This window comes from Ralstonia soli (assembly GCF_023955655.1).
In the GTDB taxonomy this organism is placed as follows: domain Bacteria; phylum Pseudomonadota; class Gammaproteobacteria; order Burkholderiales; family Burkholderiaceae; genus Ralstonia; species Ralstonia soli.
Genome location: NZ_JAMXHT010000001.1, coordinates 196,247 through 214,094, shown reverse-complemented (window position 1 = coordinate 214,094; position 17,848 = coordinate 196,247). Strand labels below are relative to the sequence as shown.

Below are 17,848 nucleotides of genomic sequence, written 5' to 3'. Positions count from 1 at the left end.
ACACTTCTGCGCCTAACGGTCCAGACCAGCCCCGCGCAACGCCTACTGATCACCCCTTGAGCGCGCCAAGCGCCTCATCCAGCATCTTCTTGGCATCGCCAAACAGCATGCGGTTGTTCTCCTTGTAGAACAGCGGGTTGTCGACGCCCGCATAGCCCGACGCCATCGAGCGCTTCATCACGATCGATTGCTTGGCCTTCCACACCTCCAGCACCGGCATGCCGGCGATCGGGCTGGTCGGGTCCTCGGCGGCGCTGGGGTTCACGATGTCGTTCGCACCGATCACCATGGCCACGTCGGCCTCGGGGAAGTCCTCGTTGATCTCGTCCATCTCCATCACGATGTCGTACGGCACCTTGGCTTCGGCCAGCAGCACGTTCATATGGCCCGGCATGCGGCCAGCCACCGGGTGGATGGCAAAGCGCACGTCCACGCCCTTCTCGCGCAGCGTCTTGGTGATCTCGTACACCGTGTGCTGGGCCTGCGCCACGGCCATGCCGTAGCCGGGCACGATGATCACGCTCTTGGCCTCGCGCAGCATCTCGGCGGTCTCTTGCGCGCTCACGGACACCACCTCGCCTTGTGGTTCTGCAGCTTCACCGTTGCCAGCAGGCTTCTTGGCCGGCGCGCCCGAGCCGAAGCCGCCCGCGATCACGCTGATGAAGTTGCGGTTCATCGCGTTGCACATGATGTACGACAGGATCGCACCCGACGAACCCACCAGCGCGCCGGTGACGATCAGCAGGTCGTTGTTCAGCATGAAGCCCGTGGCCGCAGCGGCCCAGCCCGAGTAGCTGTTGAGCATGGACACCACCACCGGCATGTCGGCGCCGCCGATGGCCATGACCATGTGCACGCCGAACACCAGCGCGATCGCCGTCATCACGATCAGCGGCGTCATACCGGCTTGCACATCGTGGGCGTTCAGGAACGCGCGGCCGAACCCGATCACCATCAGCACCGCAATCAGGTTGAGCCAGTGGCGCGCGGGCAGCAGCAGCGGTTTGCCGCCGATGCGGCCTGCGAGCTTGCCAAAGGCGATCAGCGAGCCCGAGAAGGTGATCGCGCCGATCAGGATGCCGACGTAGATCTCCACCTCGTGGATGAGCTTCTCCGCGCCCTGAAACGGCACCGAGGTGTCGACATAGCTGGCAAAGCCCACCACGCAGGCCGCCAGGCCCACGAGGCTGTGCATGAGCGCGACCAGCTCGGGCATCTGGGTCATCTTCACGACCTTGGCGGCATACAGGCCGATGCCGCCGCCGATGACCAGCGCGACGATGATCCACGCCAGGCCCGACGGGCCGACGCGCGGGCCGAACACCGTGGCCAGCACGGCCAGCGCCATGCCGATCATGCCGAGCAGGTTGCCGCGGCGCGAGGTTTCCGGGTTGGACAGGCCACCCAGGCTGAGAATGAAGAGAATGGCGGCGCCGAGATAGGCCACCGTGGCGAGACTTTGGGACATGGTTCGGTTCTCCTCGTTCTTCTTATTTGCGGAACATGGCCAGCATGCGGCGCGTCACGGCAAAGCCGCCGAACATGTTGACGGCGGTGAGCACCAGCGCGGCAAAGGCGAGCCAGCGGATCAGCCCGTCGGGCCGCCCGTCCATGCCCATTTCTGGAGGCGCAATCTGCACCAGCGCGCCAATGGCGATGATGCTGGAGATGGCGTTGGTGACGCTCATCAGCGGCGTGTGCAGCGCGGGCGTGACGTTCCACACCACCATGTAGCCGATGAAGCAGGCCAGCACGAACACCGTGAAGTGGCCCAGGAAGGCCGCAGGCGCAAAGGCACCGATGGCCCAGAACAGCACCGCCGCGATGCCGAAGGTGATGGTGAGCGCCTTGGCAGACATGGGCGCGCCGCTGCCATGGCCGTGGCCCGATTTCTTCTCGACCACGGGGGCAGCCGCAGCCTTGGGCGCCGGCACGGGCGCGGCCTTGAGCGGCGGGGCCGGCCAGGTGATGGCGCCGTCCTTGATCACGGTCAGGCCACGGATCGCGTCGTCCTCCATGTTGACCACGGCCACACCGTCCTTGGCCTTGCACAGCTCCTCGGTCAGGCGCAGCAGATTGTTCGCGTACAGCGTGGACGATTGCTTGGCCAGGCGCGAGGCCAGGTCGGTGTAGCCGATGATGGTCACGCCATGGCGCACCACGGCTTCACCAGGGACGGTCAGCTCGCAGTTGCCGCCTTGCTCGGCGGCCATGTCGACGATCACGCTGCCGGGCTTCATGCTCTGCACCATCTCGGCGGTGATGAGCTTGGGCGCCGGCTTGCCGGGGATCAGCGCGGTGGTGATGATGATGTCCGCGTCCTTGGCCTGCTCGGCGTACATCTGCCGCTGCGCGGCCTGGAAGCCCTCGCTCATGACCTTGGCGTAGCCGCCGCCGCCCGAGCCGTCTTCCTCGTAGTCGACCTTGACGAACTCGCCGCCCAGCGACTTGACCTGGTCGGCCACCTCGGCACGCGTGTCGTTGGCGCGCACGATGGCGCCCAGGTTGGCTGCCGTGCCGATGGCCGCCAGGCCTGCCACACCGGCACCGGCGATGAAGACCTTGGCCGGCGACACCTTGCCCGCGGCCGTGATCTGGCCGTTGAAGTAGCGGCCGAAGGCGTTGGCCGCTTCGATGACGGCACGGTAGCCGCTGACGCCGGCGGTGGAGGTCAGCGCGTCCATCTTCTGGGCGCGCGAGAGTGTGCGCGGCAGGCAGTCGATGGCCAGCACGGTCGCCTTCTTGGCGGCCAGCTGCTGCATCAGGTCGGGGTTCTGGGCGGGCCAGATGAAGTCGATCAGCGTGCCGCCTTCGCGCATCAGCGCCACTTCGTCAGGGCTGGGTGGGCGGACCTTGAGCACGATGTCGGATGCGGCCCAGAGTTGAGCGGCGCCGTCAATGATCTCGGCCCCGGCTGCGCGGTACGTGTCGTCGCTGAAGTTGGCGGCTTCGCCGGCGCCGGATTCGACCGCCACCGTAAAGCCCAGCTTGATGAGCTTTTCCACCACATCGGGCACCGTGGCGACACGTTTTTCGCCGGGAAACGTTTCCCGCGGCACGCCGATGCGCTGCGGCGCCGAACTCTGATTGGGCTGCATCAATGATTTCCTGGACTTGGGTATTCAATGGGGGGATCCGAACCTCTCCGCGAGGGACGATCTTCTGAAGTGCATGACAAGGTGCTCTGCAAGCTCGAAGAAGCAGCGGAAGGCAAAGCATCGTCGGAAGTACCGATGTCGATTGCCCTCGATTGGACATCAGCCGCGAACCTGTTTGCTGTCCTGTTCGACGACCGCTTCAAGATAGCGCGTGGATGATGGTTCGCTAACCGCCTCGCCCACAAAAATACGGACAGGCTCCTGCTGTTGCCTTCCGTCCTTTTCTGTGAAAGGCGCTCATCATCGCCTCAACGCCGGCTTACCCGTCTATGCCCGCAGCGGAGCCGCCGCAACACAACTGTATCGTCAAGAAAGAAAGCGGGGTAAGGCGCGCCCTACCTCGCGAAACACCGCAACTGCTCACCTATTAACCGACAGCTTTCCCTGGCCTTGCTAGATCACTTGTCGCCCGATAGCTGCATAGACATCAGGCTTCGTCTTCTTCAGTCGCCAGCCATAGAGTGAACCGATCGCCATCGTTCCAAAAACGAAGCCCAGCAGGATGACCGCAACCTTCACGTTCCCTGCGAGAACTTCCATGTTTACCGTTGCAAACCAACCTACCGCTGCAAGGAGCACAAAGCTCGCGCACGGAGCAACTTTTGTTTTCCAGACGTTGGCTCCATGCGCGTTCCGCGCGAAGAATAACGATACCGCCAACGAAGTGAGGACCAAGAGTAAAAGTAAGCAGTAGCCGCCGACGCCAACCAGGACCCCATATCCTTCATACGGAGCTACGCCGGTCTTTATTGCACCAACCACGAGGAACAGCATTACAAGAGTAACCAAGACAGAGGCGCGGTACGGTGATCCATGTCGTTCGTGAACCGCAGCAAGTGGACGTGGAAACGTTCCGTCAATTCCGAGGCAATAGATGTATCGGGACAAAATGTTATGCAGTGCGAGCACTGCAGCGAAGATGCTCGAGCACAGAAGAACGTTCACTGTGACTGATCCCGCCGTCCCTAGATACATTCCGATGGAATCCACCGTGATCGTCGATGCATCCGCAGTGGCCTTTGCCATCGCTGCTTTCGGGCCATATGCACAAATGAGCACGTATGATGCCGAGGTGAACAAAAGCGCCATGACACCGATCGCGATATATGTGGCCCGCGTGGTTGTAACCTCGGGATCGCGTGCTTCTTCTCGAAAAACCGCGGTGGCTTCGAATCCGGCGAAGCAGGTCACACCGAGAAGCATTGCAATTCCAAGAGAGCCAGACGTTACGGCAGCAGGGGTCAGCCAAGCTGGCGACAGGGCGGACGGCCCTTTAGTCACGCCAACTACTACTTCCCAGAGGAGAACCAGCAACACTTCACATGCCAATGCGATAGTAAGAAGCCGCGCTGAGAACGTGATTCGCAGATACCCAAACACCGCTACTACTGCGAGCAAAATGAGCGCGTAGCCCCACCAGATAAGCGGTTCTGCTTTGAAAAGCTGTTTAACGAGGGCCGCGTACGAAAAACCGGCGTATAAGTACATACCGACCAACATAAATCCGTAGGCGAGTATCGCCATCAACGCGCTTCCGAATCCAAGCGGGCGGCCGAGCCCCGCGGTGATGTAGGCATAGAACGCGCCGGCGTTTGGGACATGCTTCGACATCGTCGTAAAGCCAACTGCAAAGACAAGCATGAGCAGACCGGCAACCAAAAATGCCACGGGAGTACCCAACCCATTTCCGAGGGCCATCGATAAGCCGAAAAAGCCGGTCACCACAGTCAGCGGCGCGTTGTAGGCTAAGACTGTGAAGACGATGTCCAAGGTCCCAAGCCGCCCGGAGAGCGTGACCGGGCGACCCTTCCCCCCAGTCTCTCGCACGCCTTGCGCGGTCGGCCCGCCTTCACTGTCGAGTAACGTGTCCATTCCTTTTCAAGCTCCTGACTTTCATCGAAGTAGCACGCGTGCGTCGCACAATCACGTCGCATGCATGTAAGAGACATCCGATCGTAGACGCGCGACTTACGTCAGGGCGCCCTTTGCTTACCAACGGCTCAACGGGAACATTGCCCAGTCAAGGCCGCTTTCACGTACCTGTTGGTCAAACAAAAAGATCAATCGGTACGTTACCAGGGCGAACTCTACGACGGGTAACGCTTTGATTCAAGTCTTCTGTGAGTCGGTGAGGTGTTTCCTGTCCGACCGCTGTCTGGGAGACTAAGGGAGGCATTACAGTAGTGCCCTACTCTGCCCTTGTGCACGCCGTCACTCAAGTAAGTCGCCATTTTGAGACTGGCGTCCGACAGCTCGATACTCAGTGCTGTTGGATCACACTGGATGGCCAGCGAGAGGGCAGCGACCTTCTCTCCCTAAAAGCACACTCCCGTTGGTCGATCTTCGTAAGCCCTGCCAGCAATCGGAGATTGCACGCAAATCGACCCGCCTCTATGCGTCCAGCATGCAACGGGAAGGCTGACCGTAGCTATCCGCCGCTATCGATTGACGTACTCATTGGTCTGTGTAATATACCGATAGTTCTAAAAAAGTCGGATATGGTATGCGGCGGATGGATCCAACAGGCGCGATAGGCTGAAGTCGACTCCCCTGGAGCTCAGCACGGGGAGAAATGACGACGACTGGTCCGGCATAAACAACGTTTGCGGGCGTGGCCCGATAGTTGTGATTCTGCCGGCGCATCGACGATGTGGGAGACATCAAGGTAGCGGCTGGCTCCATGCAGCAGCTGGTAAAGAGCTGTGTGGTCCAGCCACTGCTCGCCTTGTCGGTCGAGCCAATTTAGCGCTTTCTTTGCAGGTGAATCTTGCGGCCCATCTGCTCGACATGGACCGAACATCGGCGCACAGGAGGCGGTAGACGCATCCTTGCGTGTTTCAGAGAGTCTCAGGAGAAAATTTGATGACCAGTCTTTTTCAGCCGTTGCCGTTGGGTTCGATCGTCGCGCCGAACAGGGTGCTTATGGCACCAATGACGCGTGGTCGCGCGACTCGAGACCATGTTCCTACAGCGATCATGGCCGAATATTATGGCCAGCGTGCGTCCGCGGGGCTGATCATCGCCGAGGCGACAGGTATCTCTCAACAAGGGCTAGGGTGGCCTTATGCCCCCGGCATTTGGTCAGACGAGCAGGTGGCTGGCTGGAAGCCGGTCACGGAGGCAGTCCATAAAGCTGGCGGACGCATAGTCGTCCAACTCTGGCACATGGGGCGCGCTGTCCATAGTAGCGTGACGGGCGAACAACCAGTGTCAGCCAGCGCTACCGCTGCACCCGGCATGGTGCACACCTATCAAGGAAAGCAATCATATGAACTGGCTCGGCCGTTGAATATCGAGGAAATCCCGGGCATCGTTGCCGATTATGTTCGCGCTGCACGAAATGCAATTTCTGCGGGCTTCGACGGCGTACAAATTCACGCGGCGAACGGATACTTGATCGACCAATTTTTGCGTGATGGCAGCAACCACCGCGATGACAAGTACGGTGGCACGATCGAGAACCGAATTCGCTTTCTTAAGGAAGTGACACAAGCAGTCGTTGAGACAATAGGCGCGGATCGAGTCTCTGTACGACTCTCCCCAAACGGGGATAGTCAAGGTGTTGACGATAGTGATCCAGCCACGCTCTTTAAAGCTGTAGCGATGGCCTTGCAAGACATTGGTGTCGCCTTCCTCGAACTGCGGGAACCCGGTCCCACGGGTACGTACGGCAGCACGCACGTTCCCCGGCAGTCCCCACTGATTCGCCAGCATTTTTCCGGTCCGCTTATCCTCAATAGCGATTACGACATTCAGAAAGCACGCGAAGATGTCGCACTTGGTTTGGCAGATGGGATAAGTTTCGGTCGCCCGTTCCTAGCTAATCCAGACTTGCCGAAACGCCTGAAACAAGGTGCTCCCCTGAATGAACCTCTAAGCGAGACATGGTTTAGTCAAGGTTCGACTGGCTATATCGACTATCCATACCTAGAAGACGCTGCGATTGGTTCTGGTAATTGAAGATATGGTGTGGTCCGGTTCAAAAGGACCTCATCACTGGCGGCGGCCAAATAATGGGCAGGCAGATTTCTAGAATTTTCTCCAAAAGAGGTCGGATGACGGCGAATGCTGTGGACGGCCATTTTGGGGCGGGCGTTGTCTCGCTGCGCGGAATTTGCTGGCGCATATCTGAAAGCCGGAAATCTGTCCAGTGCGTCAATTCGAGCGGTATATTGGGGCGCCACATGAGAGTGCGTCAAGGTGGTCGTTTGTTTAATGACCGACCGATCAATTGTATTGCGTCCTCAAGTACGATCGCAGAATTCTGCAATCGGCAAGAGCCTATTTTAAACCGTGTCCTAGTAACTGGAGCGTGGAGTCTCAAACAAAGCAGAGGAAAATTTGCAGCAGCTACTCCTCTGACGTAGCGCTGTGTCCGGAGATGCTTGCTGTCTCCATATAAAACCGAATTGGAGCTAAAGATCATGCGTGTGGTAGATATTGACGGCAACAAGATTTTGGAAGGAAAGGTCGCAATCATTACGGGCGGCGGGCGCGGAATGGGTAAAGAGATCGCGCTAACTTTCTCAAAGGCCGGTGCAAATGTCGCCGTTTGTGATATTTCCTTGGAAAACTTAACGGCAGTAGAAGAGGAAATTAAATTAGGTGGCGGCAAGTGTTTGTCGATTGCGGCGAATATAAGCAATAAAGATCAAGTGGAAGAAATGATGGCAAAGGTGTATGCGCATTTCGGAAAAATTGATATCCTGATTAATAACGCTGGAATATGTATCTCAAGTTCCCTGCTTGAAACATCGGTGGAGGAGTGGGATGCTAATATGAATGTTAATTTAAAAGGAGCGTTTCTTTGCCTTCAGGCCGCGGCCAAATACATGGTTCAGCAGATGTACGGCAAGATCGTCAATATTTCCTCCATTTGCGGCCGCGGTGCGGTTAGTGAAGGTATTGCCTATAGCGCATCTAAAGCGGGAGTTATCCAGGTAACCTGCAATGCCGCGGCGGAGCTAGGGAAATACAATATCAACGTGAACAGTATTGCCCCAGGTTTTGTGGCAACTCCCCTCGTTAGGGAGGGCAAGACACCAGAAGAATATGCTGCAATGATCAAGGAGTTCAGTAAGCCCACAGTGTTGGGCAAGACCGGCCTACCGAAAGACATTGCGAACGCAGCGCTTTTCCTAGTCTCTGATGAATCTGCATATATCAGCGGGCAAACCATCCCGGTCGATGGCGGAAGAACCAATCGTATGTAAAGCACCGAAGTGACGAATTCCGCTTAAGGCGGAGAAGATCCGATTTATCAGGAATGAGAGCAATTATGGACTTTTTGACTGCAATGCTAAAGGGCAAAGTTGCCCTTGTCACGGGAGGCGGTACGGGTATTGGCCGCACGATCGCCCTTGAACTCGCTGAAGCCGGGGCAGATGTCGCCATCACCAGCCGGAACGGCCTTACACTTCAGGAAACGGCAGCGGAAATAAGATCTTTGGGTGTGCGTGGGCTGGGTGTTGTAGCAGATGTATCGAAGAAGACTGAAGTGGACCACATGTATGAGTCCATCATCAACGAGTTTGGCAAGGTTGACATTTTGGTCAACTGCGCTGGCGGAAGTGCTAGAGAGCGGTCCTCCCTATTTTGCGATTCCACTGAGGAAGTGTGGGATGAGATTATTGGCCTGAACTACAAGGGGGTTCTTAACGTCACCCACGCTGTTATTAACGGAATGATTGCGCAGCAGGGCGGGCGGATAATTAATATATCCTCGCTTGATGGAGTAATTGGAGCGTCTGGGCGGGCCGATTATTCCGGTGCTAAAGCAGCGGTGATTGGCTTTAGTAATGCATTGGCAAAGGAGATTGCTCGACATAAGATTACTGTCAACTGTATTTCGCCGGGTCCTATCGTGAGCGGTTACGATGAGGTCATGCTTTCGAGTAATTCAGCGGAAGCCGTGAAATGGGTTCAGCAGATGGGTGAGGTGACTGGCTTTGGCTATGGCAGTAAGACCGATATTTCTGCCATGGCGCTATTCTTGACCTCGGCCGGCGCGGGTTTTATCAGTGGCCAAAATTTTTCGATCTGCGGATTGGCAAACATCAATCCAGGTTGGTAGCTTGCTTCACGTCCCTGCGATAACCTTGGAATTCGTCTTTGACCTGTCTGATGAAGAAGTCGTCTGGCACCGGGTCGAGACCTCTTACTGGCAGGTGTTCACAGGCGAAAGGTATCTGTAGACCGAGCTGCGGGTCGACCCATCGAGTCTGGCGCGCGGGCGCAGGCGATTGGGAGAAGCCGGCAGCCCAGCATGGGCTGAAGCGGCGACAGAACTGCAACTGCGAGGCGCCACGGCTAGCGGGCCAGATTGGCCGCTATGCACATGCGAAGTAGTACAAGCGCATGCGGCGCGCGCAGCGCACCTTGCCTTCGCGGGTGGGGCGAGTAATGTGCGACGTTGAGTGGCAGCTCGGCTCGGTGGCAGCGCAAAGCCGTTCGGCGTTGGAAGAACTGATCGGTCGAGCCAAGCGGCTTCTGTCTCAGAAGCCGAAGGACACGCACAAGCTTTACGCACTGCACGCGCCGGGAGTCGAGTGCTTAGCCAAGGGCAAAGCCAAAACGACTTACGAACTCAATGTGAAGGTGTCGATCACGACAATGCACAAGGCCCTGGTACTCGGCGGGCGCTCGATGCCAAGCAATCCCTACGAAGACCATACGTTTGCCAAAGCGTTGGAGCAGGCGCTGATTCTGAGTCAGGTTAGGCCGCAGAACGCGATCGTTGATCGGGACTATCGCGATGTCGCAGTGGAAGGCGTGCAGATCTACCAACCCGGCTTGCGGCGCTGGCCATAACATGGGCCTGATCCTCCGGAAGCTGCGGCTTCTTTATACCCTGATTCCGGCCGCGCTTTCTGCTCGTACACGACTGTCCGCGTCGGCTGCGTGACATCTGGCAGCGCAAGGTGCAAATTGTTCACAGTCGGTCATTTGATATAAGTCTCGCAAAGGGACTCAATGCTGAAATAAGTAACGCTTTGCTACTCTTAGCGTATGTTTTTACCGTTTTTTGAGACACCCCATGTTGCGCCGCACGATAGGTCGCCCCCGACGTTGATAGCAGGTTTTATGTTTGGGTAAAATACTTCAGTATATAGCAACCACTTTTGCTGCCCCCTATGGACCAGCTCTGGCTCGACAATCCGCGCGCCGCCTACGCTGATTGGCAGGAACGCGAGGCCGAAGGGGTCGACGGACGGCACTTCTCGGCCCGATCACGCACCCAGCACCAGGCAATGTTTGAGAAGTTTCTGCGCTATCTCAGCGAGGCCAATCGGGACCTGGCCAACTACGAGGACGAGCACGTAGTAGCTTTTTGCGAGGCTGTTGGCGCTCGATCGGATGCGACCAAGATGCGGTATCTAAAACTGTTGGATCGCGTCGGTCGACAGCTTGTGAACGTTGACGTGCGCGCATTTAATCCCGCGGCTGAGCAGTTGCGCCTGTGCCATTGGCCTGAGGAGGACCAGCCGCTATTCCTCCCCCAAGACAAGGACGCCCTCCTTCAGGCCTATACACAGCCTGGGTCAGCAGATGGTCTGCGAGAGATTCGCTCGCGCGCTGTGGTCGCTCTCTACCTCGGCACCGGTATCACGCTCTCGGAAGGCATTGCCGCAGAGGTTGGCGACCTTCAATTGCATAGTGTGCAGCCCTTCCTCAGTGTGAAACCGAAGGGTGCACGCGGCGCGCGAACAGTTCTCGTCGCCCAGTTCGCGCGCCCGGCACTAGATGCCTGGCTGCTGCGCCGCGCGGAGAAAGGCACCGAGGGACCAGTTCTGCTGACCCTTCATACATCAGGCGAACCGATCAACGCTGCGAGCGTCGGACGCATCGTCAAATCTGCGCTGCAGGCGATAGAGTTTGAGGCGGCCGATATGAGCCCGCGTATCCTCCGCAATACCGTGTGCCGTCGGATGCTGTTAGCCGGCATTGCCATTGAAGAGGTGAGCCAATGCCTTGGCCTAGTGAGCGTTCGTACAGCTGATCGCATCGCCGCCACGATTAACCGTGTATAGGGGTAGCGATGTACGACACCGTGCGCACAAATGGAAAAGCTATGTCTGAATAAACAGTCGAGGGGTGGATTTGCCCCCCCCCCGCATCTCCGGACACCGCCTCACACTTGAGTTGGTGATTCCGTCTAGCGCCTGAACTCGCGTGGCGAGGGATCTTTCAGAGCGCTATGGGATGTTGCTCGTTGTAATGCTCGAACGCGATGGCGAGGTTGCGCGCAGCCGTCGACGCATCGGGTTTTGGCACGAAGGCCACGTAGTCACGCTTCATTGCCTTCACGAAGCTCTCTGCCATGCCGTTGCTCTGCGGGCTGCAAACCGGCGTCGTCAATGGCTTCAGGCCAATGTCCGTAGCGAACTCGCGGGTCTTCCCTGCAATGCAGCCTGAGCGGTTGTCCGTCAGCCATTCGAGTTGCTCCGGTGCTTTCGGAACATTGCCGAAGCGCTGCTCGACGGCCGCCAGCATCACGTCACGCACGACGTCGCCACTGTCGCCACCGGTGGTCGCCACCCAGCTCATCGCCACGCGGTCGCAACAATCCAAGGCGAACGTCACGCGCAGCGGCTCGCCGTCGTCGCAGCGGAACTCGAACCCGTCCGAGCACAGCGCTGGTTGCTCTTGGCTACAGCGACCTTGCCTTCGTGCCGACGCTGTGGGCGCAGTGGCGTCGGCCTGCGCTCCAGCAACAGGCCGTGCGTGCGCCACCCCACCTAGACGGAGATGCGCTTGCGAAAAGCGTACGTCCCAAGCAGTGCGCACAGCCAGGCATTGCTGCTGCTGTTGTGGAACAGCAGATCCCTCAACCGTTGTACTCGTATATAAAGAACACGGAGTCCAGGAAAAAAATGGTGGTGGCCAAATCGGAGACCAAGGCATGCCACCACCATTGAGCTTCAATCGTCTACTGTGCATGGCGTTACCAGTGCGTACGCCATGCCGCTTTCAAAGAAGTTAGAACTTCTGGCGCATGCCCACTGCAACGCCTAGCATCGAGCTCGCACCACTTGGCAGCGCGTAACTTGCCGCAACGCCAAGACTACTCAGATACCCAGTTGCAGCAGAGTCGAGAGTTAGGCCGGCGTTCTTCGCGTATGCAGCAGTCAAGTAGATATCCGTACGCTTGGAGAAGGAGTACGTTGAGATGAATGCAATCTGCCACGGATTAGGGGCACTCGTATTGCCAAAAAGGTTTTTCAATTTGTCATACGAGTACTCGAGCGACAGCCCTAAAGCCGGAGTTGCCTGATAGTTAGCACCAATCCAATAAAGATCATCGCGAACCATCACAACCTCGGCGGGACTCTTGCTCTGTGCCCATCGATAGCCACCCATGATCTTCGTTTGACCAAAGGTATAGCTCGCAGCGACGCCGAGCTTCTTGGCAGTACCGCTAGAAACACCAATTGAGGGGTTCCATTGGTCGTACGCGATCGTCGCGGCCAGCGGGCCTGTTGAATACATTGCGGCAGCACCATAAGCGCTGTCGCGTCGACCTTGCCCCGGCACTTCACCATTGCCGCCATAGGTCAGGGCACTGCTAGAAGCTTGTGGCACGGTTGTCCCCACACCGAAGGACCAGTGTGCCCACGTGGTCAGAGGACCAAATTTTGCCGTGTACTTAACGCTGTTGTCCTCGCGATAATTCCCACCGTTCAACAACACCGTAGGCGCGTAGAGGGTCGCGTAAGACAGCGGGCTGAAGTTGGCCAGTGCATCGAAGATGGATGTGTAGTTACGACCAAAGGTCAACTGACCATAGCTATCGTTCTGGAGCCCGACGAATGCCTGGCGACCAAAGAGTCGGCCACCTTGTTGGCTCAGCCCCGTGTCTGCAGCAAAACCGCTTTCGAGAACGAAAACTGCCTTAAGGCCCCCGCCTAAATCTTCGGCACCCCGCAGACCCCAACGCGAGCCAGCGAGGCCGCCAGTGCCCATCCGGACGATGCGATTACTTGGTCCTGGATTAAAACCGTTTGCAGCCGAGGGGATTGCCCCAACGTGACTGGCATACTCCACGTTGAGGTCGACGAGACCGTAAATCGTCACGCTGCTCTGCGCGTAAGCGCTTCCAGCGAACGCGAGCACGGACGCAGCGGCAATATACTTAAGTTCCATAAGCGCCTCCTCCTTCTTCTTCTCGTTGTGGACGAGTGTCCTCGTCCGGTTGGTAAAAATTTTCCTACCAGTCTTCTGTCGATACGAGCCGATGCCGAAGCGCGCCAGAGGCTGCCGCCTGGACTTCAGATTCGTGATTGAGAGCGATCGTCCGGCTCAAACGCCGGTAGTCGCGATTGGAGCAATGACCGATAGCGGGTCGGCCATAAGCTCTTCGTCATCAAAGCAACGAAGAGCTTAAGGGAGCGAGATTCAGATTAGCCGCCCTATAGGCCATTCCTTGAGGGCTTCTTCGTTGGCAGGCATTTCACTTTCAATATGTCCCGACCAATGCCTGCACGCGCAGAAACGCTTCCCCCCCCAAGCCGCTCAATGCCACACCACTACGGTCGATAGTTGCACGAGCAAATGCAGCGTCAATGGGATGAGGCGCTTGGTGACCTCGCCGCTACCGGCATCTTTATCGCAGTACCAGCTCGACAAGCTGTCGGCACTATGATGTCCGTAGCCATACCGACACTGTTGAGCCAATCATCATCAATTCATAGCTTGGGTGAGCAGTCGAGCAATTCCCCTATTCACCCACTACAGCGCTTATGAAGCTTTGATGAAAACAGTGGACAGCCACGGGACAGCTGCCACAACGGTAAGCCCGATCAACAGTGAGAGCATGTACCCCCAGATAGGACGCATTCCTTCTTCGGGGTCGACATTGCCGATAGCGCACGCTGTGTAGTAGCCAACTCCGAATGGCGGCGCAAACAGCCCAAGACCCATGGATAGGACCACTACCATAGAGTAGTGCACCTCATTGATTCCCATAACGCGTGCGATCGGAAAGACGAGCGGGCCAAACAGCACGATTGCGGGAATACCTTCGAGTACGCTGCCCAAGATGATGAAAGCAACGATCGATACCAGCAGAAAGCCGTTGCTGCCGCCCGGCAGAGACTGCATGGTGGCTGCCAAATCTCGGGAGAACCCGGACTGGGTTAGAGCCCAGGCCATGGCCGATGCCGCACCGATGATGAAGAGGATGGCACCCGACAAGACGACGGTGTCAACGAGCATTTGGCGAATGCGGCCGACATCGAACTGCCGATACACGAGCACCCCTGCAATGACGGAATATGCAATCCCGAGTGTGGATACCTCTGTCGCGGTTGCAATGCCCTCGACTACCGCAGCACGGATCACAAACGGCAGTGCAAGCGCCGGGAGAGCAATGAGGAAGAGCTTCATAACCTCACGCCACGGCAAGCGTTCAACATTCGAGCGGTCGTCGCTTCTAGAACGAATGCCTACCACAATGCAGAGACCAACACCGAGCACAAAGGCCGGTAGCAATCCGCCTGCAAAAAGGGCGGCTATCGATACGCCCATCACTGATCCGATAGTGACAAGAACAATGGAGGGAGGAACCGTCTCCGTCTGCGCACCTGTTGCGGAGAGAAGCGCTACAAGTTCGCCCGGCTTCGCCCCCCTTTTGGACATTTCTGGGAACAATGCAGGCGCAATCGCTGCCATGTCCGCTGCTTTTGAGCCCGAAATCCCCGAAACGAGGTACATAGCGCCAACCAAAACATAGGACAGCCCGCCGCGAACATGCCCCAACAGCCCCGCAAGGAACTGCACCATGGCTCGGGCCATTCCTGTCATCTCCAATAGCAAGCCCAGAAAGACGAAGGTCGGCACAGCCAACAACATCAAGTGGGACATCCCTTCATCCATTCGGCCAATTAGCGCGGTTACCGGCACGCGAGTGGTCAATGCCAGGAAACCTAAAGTCGCGAGCGCGAACGAGAAGGCGATGGGAACACCAGCGAAGACGCATGCACCCACCACGCCGACAAAGAAAATCAACAGGTTGAGCTGGCCCGCACCAGCGAGTAGCGGGCTTGCTACCCAGAACGCAGCCACCAGCGCTGCTACTACCGCGACTGCAGCGTAACTCCGCCGATCGGTTGCGACCTCAATCAGCCGGAAGACACTGAACACAATCATCAGTGCAATCCCCACTGGCAAAGCAGCCGCGCGCCAGGCCCCGGAGATTTCTAGCGCAGGTGTTGTGATTAACACTTCCTCGCTCGCGTAGTGGTATGCCGCCATCAGCACAAGTAAAAGGAAAGCGAGGCCGGCAGAGATTGCAAGAGCCGAGCAGAACGGTGCCCATCGAGCATCCAATCTGTTCACTATTGCCGTCATGCGCATATGAGAAAGCCGGCGCGCCGCTAATGCACTGCCCAGCATTGCCAACCAGAGAAAGAACGTGGAACACAACTCGTCAGACCAAACGAGTGGCGCGTGAAAGACGTATCGGGCAGCCACTCCTGCAAATAGCAACAGAATTACGGCGCTCATCAGGAGTGCGCTGATCCATGCGACAACGGAAGCAAGCAGACGATCGATCGCGGGAGTGGTGCTCGCTGAGCTGACTAGATGTCTCGAGACGGAAGAACTCATGACGTGCCTCCTTATAGCTGACCGACAACCGATTCCAGCTGGGCCCATCCAGCGGCCGGAAACTTGTTCTTCCATTGAGCATAGTAACCAGCGGCGCGAAGCTTCTCTTTGAAGTCCGCTGTCTTCGGGGTAGTGAAATGCATTCCCTTAGCAATCAATTGCTCTTGCGACGATACATTGAGCTTAGCCAGGTCTTTCCGCTCCGCGACAGCTGCATCATTGAGATGCTTCCTGACTACGCTTTGCACTTCCGGCGGCAAAGTGTCGAAATTTTTTCGGTTCGCAAGAATCCAAAATCCATCCCACATATGGTTTGTGAGAGCACAGTATTTTTGAACCTCGTAAAGCCTAAAGCTCAGCACGACCGCGAGGGGATTCTCCTGTGCATCGACCACCTTCGTTTGCAGCGACGAGTAAAGCTCATTTGCACTAATTGTCGTCGGAGAAGATCCGAGTGCCTTAAAGAGAGACACCCACATTGCGGAAGGAGGAACACGGATCTTCATTCCAGCGAGGTCTGACGGCATCGAAACAGGACGATTTGAGCTGGTGATCTGTCGATAACCGTTGTCCCAAATCTTCTCGAACGCAAACAGTGAACCTGTCTTATCAATCTCGGAGCGAATGAAGGCACCAAGATTGCCATCCATCGCTTTCCAGACAGTCTCGTAATCCTTGAATGCGAAACCGATCCCGCTAATAGCTGCTGCAGGGACTAGCGTCGATAGAACAACGCCCGACAGAGCGAAAAAATCTGTGGCGCCAGACCGAACCTGACCAAGTACATCGGGCTGCGCCCCGAGCTGGTCGGAGGGAAAAACCTGAAGGTCAAAACGGCCTTTCGTGTCAGCTTTGATCTTCGCAGCCGCTTCGATCAGGCGGATGTGTAGCGGGTGGGTTGTAGGGGTGCTGTGTGCAATCTTGAAGGTGAACTCCGCCGCTTGAGCAATGCGGGCGATCGGCAAGGTTGCAGATGCGAGGGCGCCCATTGACAACCCCTTCACAAAGTGACGTCGATCCATCTTTGTCTCCAGTTATGGAGGTCTGCTACGCGGACCTCTTGTTTATTTACTGGTCCAATATACGGACCAGGTATCTATCCTAGTTCTCAGAACCCATTAAAGCACCTAAACTAGCACGCAGAAACTAAGGTTTTCACCATATTGAAGGTCCATATATTGGACCAATCGGAGACAAACAATGCCGGCCGTTCGCAAAGACGATGGGCGCGTCGCTTGCGTCGCATCGAGTCAGACCTTGGATCGCGCCGTGCGAGTGCTACAACTTGTAGCGGGCTCCCGATTGGGCGGCATTGGCCTCTCGGATCTTGTGAAGAAAACAGGACTGACCAAGCCAACTACCCGACGGCTGCTGCTTGCTCTGATCGATAACAGGCTAGTGGAGCAGCGCGACGAGGACCGCCGATACTACGCAGGGCCAGAAACCTATGCCTTGGGGCTCCTCGCGTCTGAGCGTTTCGGTATCCATCGCTTGGCAGCGGAAAGCCTCACCAGCCTAGCCGCGCACAGTGGGGATGCGGCCCTGCTTAGCGTCCGGCACGGATACGAGACTGTCTGCCTCGCAAGGGAAGAAGGCACGTACCCACTGCGCTCGCACGTATTGCAACCAGGAAATCGTCACCCCATCGGGGTCGGAGCAGGAGGCTTGGCACTGCTTTCCGCCATGTCCGATGCTGAGGTCGATCAGGCGCTGGCTTTCAACGCCGAACGGTTCGCTGTGAACTACCCCACCCTTTCGCCCGAGTTCCTCAAGCGACAAGTACTGGAAACGCGTACGCGCGGCTACGCGATAAATCCCGGACTTGTCGTGAAAGGTTCCTACGCGATTGCCGTCGCGACACAGGATCCAAGCAGCGGAATGTCAGTTGCCGTCACGATCGCGGGCGTGGAAAGCCGCTTCACCGACGCCCATATTCAGCAGCTTGCGGTGATGCTTCGCGAAGAGAAGGATCGGCTTGAGAAACGCATGCAGCGTTTCGGACATCCCGTCACTGGCTTCAACCAAGCCTAGCGTCGAGCGCAATTTTTTATCCAAAAGTGCTCGACCTCTAACACACCCATCAG

General features: G+C 57.3%; 12 protein-coding genes and 2 pseudogenes. 7 read left to right on the top strand and 7 right to left on the bottom strand.

The genetic code is table 11. From position 1 onward, the window contains the following. Nucleotides 1-49: 49 nt before the first annotated feature. Nucleotides 50-1,468 (bottom strand): Re/Si-specific NAD(P)(+) transhydrogenase subunit beta, encoded by a 1,419-nt coding sequence (pntB, locus tag NG900_RS00905; RefSeq protein ID WP_252675769.1) that lies wholly within the window; start codon nt 1,466-1,468, stop codon nt 50-52. A 22-nt stretch (nt 1,469-1,490) separates the two neighbouring features. Beyond that, the gene (locus NG900_RS00900; RefSeq protein ID WP_252675767.1) at nt 1,491-3,098 is read right to left on the bottom strand and encodes a Re/Si-specific NAD(P)(+) transhydrogenase subunit alpha; all 1,608 of its coding nucleotides are present in this window, start codon (nt 3,096-3,098) and stop codon (nt 1,491-1,493) included. Nucleotides 3,099-3,167: 69 nt separating this feature from the next. Here NG900_RS00900 and NG900_RS00895 point away from each other — a divergent pair, with 69 nt between their 5' ends. Then, nucleotides 3,168-3,317, top strand: a complete 150-nt coding sequence (locus NG900_RS00895; RefSeq protein WP_252675765.1) for a hypothetical protein — start codon at nt 3,168-3,170, stop codon at nt 3,315-3,317. Nucleotides 3,318-3,551: 234 nt separating this feature from the next. Here the strand turns inward: NG900_RS00895 and NG900_RS00890 are convergent, their stop codons facing one another. Then, a complete protein-coding gene (locus NG900_RS00890; RefSeq protein ID WP_252675763.1) occupies nt 3,552-5,030 on the bottom strand; it encodes an APC family permease in 1,479 nt (492 codons plus the stop codon). A gap of 990 nt (nt 5,031-6,020) precedes the next feature. Here NG900_RS00890 and NG900_RS00885 point away from each other — a divergent pair. The 5 genes and pseudogenes from NG900_RS00885 (at nt 6,021) to NG900_RS00865 (ending at nt 11,188) form a co-directional block, all read left to right on the top strand. Next, nucleotides 6,021-7,118, top strand: coding sequence for an alkene reductase (locus tag NG900_RS00885; RefSeq protein WP_252675762.1), 1,098 nt, complete (start codon nt 6,021-6,023; stop codon nt 7,116-7,118). 464 nt (nt 7,119-7,582) lie between these two features. After that, nucleotides 7,583-8,371 (top strand): SDR family NAD(P)-dependent oxidoreductase, encoded by a 789-nt coding sequence (locus tag NG900_RS00880; protein WP_252675760.1) that lies wholly within the window; start codon nt 7,583-7,585, stop codon nt 8,369-8,371. Nucleotides 8,372-8,436: 65 nt separating this feature from the next. After that, nucleotides 8,437-9,231 carry an SDR family NAD(P)-dependent oxidoreductase gene (locus tag NG900_RS00875; RefSeq protein WP_252675759.1) on the top strand — a complete coding sequence of 265 codons (795 nt, stop codon included), beginning with the start codon at nt 8,437-8,439 and terminating at the stop codon, nt 9,229-9,231. Between the two features lie 25 nt (nt 9,232-9,256). Further along, a pseudogene (locus tag NG900_RS00870) lies at nt 9,257-10,062 on the top strand (transposase family protein); the annotation flags it as partial. A gap of 229 nt (nt 10,063-10,291) precedes the next feature. Then, a complete protein-coding gene (locus NG900_RS00865; protein WP_252675758.1) occupies nt 10,292-11,188 on the top strand; it encodes a tyrosine-type recombinase/integrase in 897 nt (298 codons plus the stop codon). Nucleotides 11,189-11,313: 125 nt separating this feature from the next. Here the strand turns inward: NG900_RS00865 and NG900_RS00860 are convergent. The 4 genes and pseudogenes from NG900_RS00860 to NG900_RS00845 all read right to left on the bottom strand — a co-directional run. Further along, nucleotides 11,314-11,887 (bottom strand): annotated as a pseudogene (locus NG900_RS00860) (integrase core domain-containing protein); the annotation flags it as partial. 250 nt (nt 11,888-12,137) lie between these two features. Next, nucleotides 12,138-13,301: a porin gene (locus NG900_RS00855; protein WP_252675757.1), complete on the bottom strand. Its 1,164-nt coding sequence runs from the start codon at nt 13,299-13,301 to the stop codon at nt 12,138-12,140. A 594-nt stretch (nt 13,302-13,895) separates the two neighbouring features. Then, nucleotides 13,896-15,764 carry a TRAP transporter large permease gene (locus NG900_RS00850; protein ID WP_252675756.1) on the bottom strand — a complete coding sequence of 623 codons (1,869 nt, stop codon included), beginning with the start codon at nt 15,762-15,764 and terminating at the stop codon, nt 13,896-13,898. An 11-nt stretch (nt 15,765-15,775) separates the two neighbouring features. Then, nucleotides 15,776-16,786: a TRAP transporter substrate-binding protein gene (locus NG900_RS00845; RefSeq protein WP_252675755.1), complete on the bottom strand. Its 1,011-nt coding sequence runs from the start codon at nt 16,784-16,786 to the stop codon at nt 15,776-15,778. 178 nt (nt 16,787-16,964) lie between these two features. Between NG900_RS00845 and NG900_RS00840 the strand changes: the two genes are divergently transcribed. Then, complete coding sequence (locus NG900_RS00840; protein ID WP_252675754.1) at nt 16,965-17,795, top strand: IclR family transcriptional regulator; 831 nt, start codon at nt 16,965-16,967, stop codon at nt 17,793-17,795. Nucleotides 17,796-17,848 lie beyond the last annotated feature (53 nt).

Excerpts from the sequence above, each read along its gene's own strand:
- NG900_RS00850 (WP_252675756.1), bottom strand. The coding sequence starts at position 15,764 with ATGAGTTCTTCCGTCTCGAGACATCTAGTCAGCTCAGCGAGCACCACT.
- NG900_RS00840 (WP_252675754.1), top strand. The coding sequence starts at position 16,965 with ATGCCGGCCGTTCGCAAAGACGATGGGCGCGTCGCTTGCGTCGCATCG.
- NG900_RS00885 (WP_252675762.1), top strand. The coding sequence starts at position 6,021 with ATGACCAGTCTTTTTCAGCCGTTGCCGTTGGGTTCGATCGTCGCGCCG.
- NG900_RS00855 (WP_252675757.1), bottom strand. The coding sequence starts at position 13,301 with ATGGAACTTAAGTATATTGCCGCTGCGTCCGTGCTCGCGTTCGCTGGA.
- NG900_RS00900 (WP_252675767.1), bottom strand. The coding sequence starts at position 3,098 with ATGCAGCCCAATCAGAGTTCGGCGCCGCAGCGCATCGGCGTGCCGCGG.
- NG900_RS00875 (WP_252675759.1), top strand. The coding sequence starts at position 8,437 with ATGGACTTTTTGACTGCAATGCTAAAGGGCAAAGTTGCCCTTGTCACG.
- pntB (WP_252675769.1), bottom strand. The coding sequence starts at position 1,468 with ATGTCCCAAAGTCTCGCCACGGTGGCCTATCTCGGCGCCGCCATTCTC.
- NG900_RS00880 (WP_252675760.1), top strand. The coding sequence starts at position 7,583 with ATGCGTGTGGTAGATATTGACGGCAACAAGATTTTGGAAGGAAAGGTC.
- NG900_RS00845 (WP_252675755.1), bottom strand. The coding sequence starts at position 16,786 with ATGGATCGACGTCACTTTGTGAAGGGGTTGTCAATGGGCGCCCTCGCA.
- NG900_RS00890 (WP_252675763.1), bottom strand. The coding sequence starts at position 5,030 with ATGGACACGTTACTCGACAGTGAAGGCGGGCCGACCGCGCAAGGCGTG.
- NG900_RS00865 (WP_252675758.1), top strand. The coding sequence starts at position 10,292 with ATGGACCAGCTCTGGCTCGACAATCCGCGCGCCGCCTACGCTGATTGG.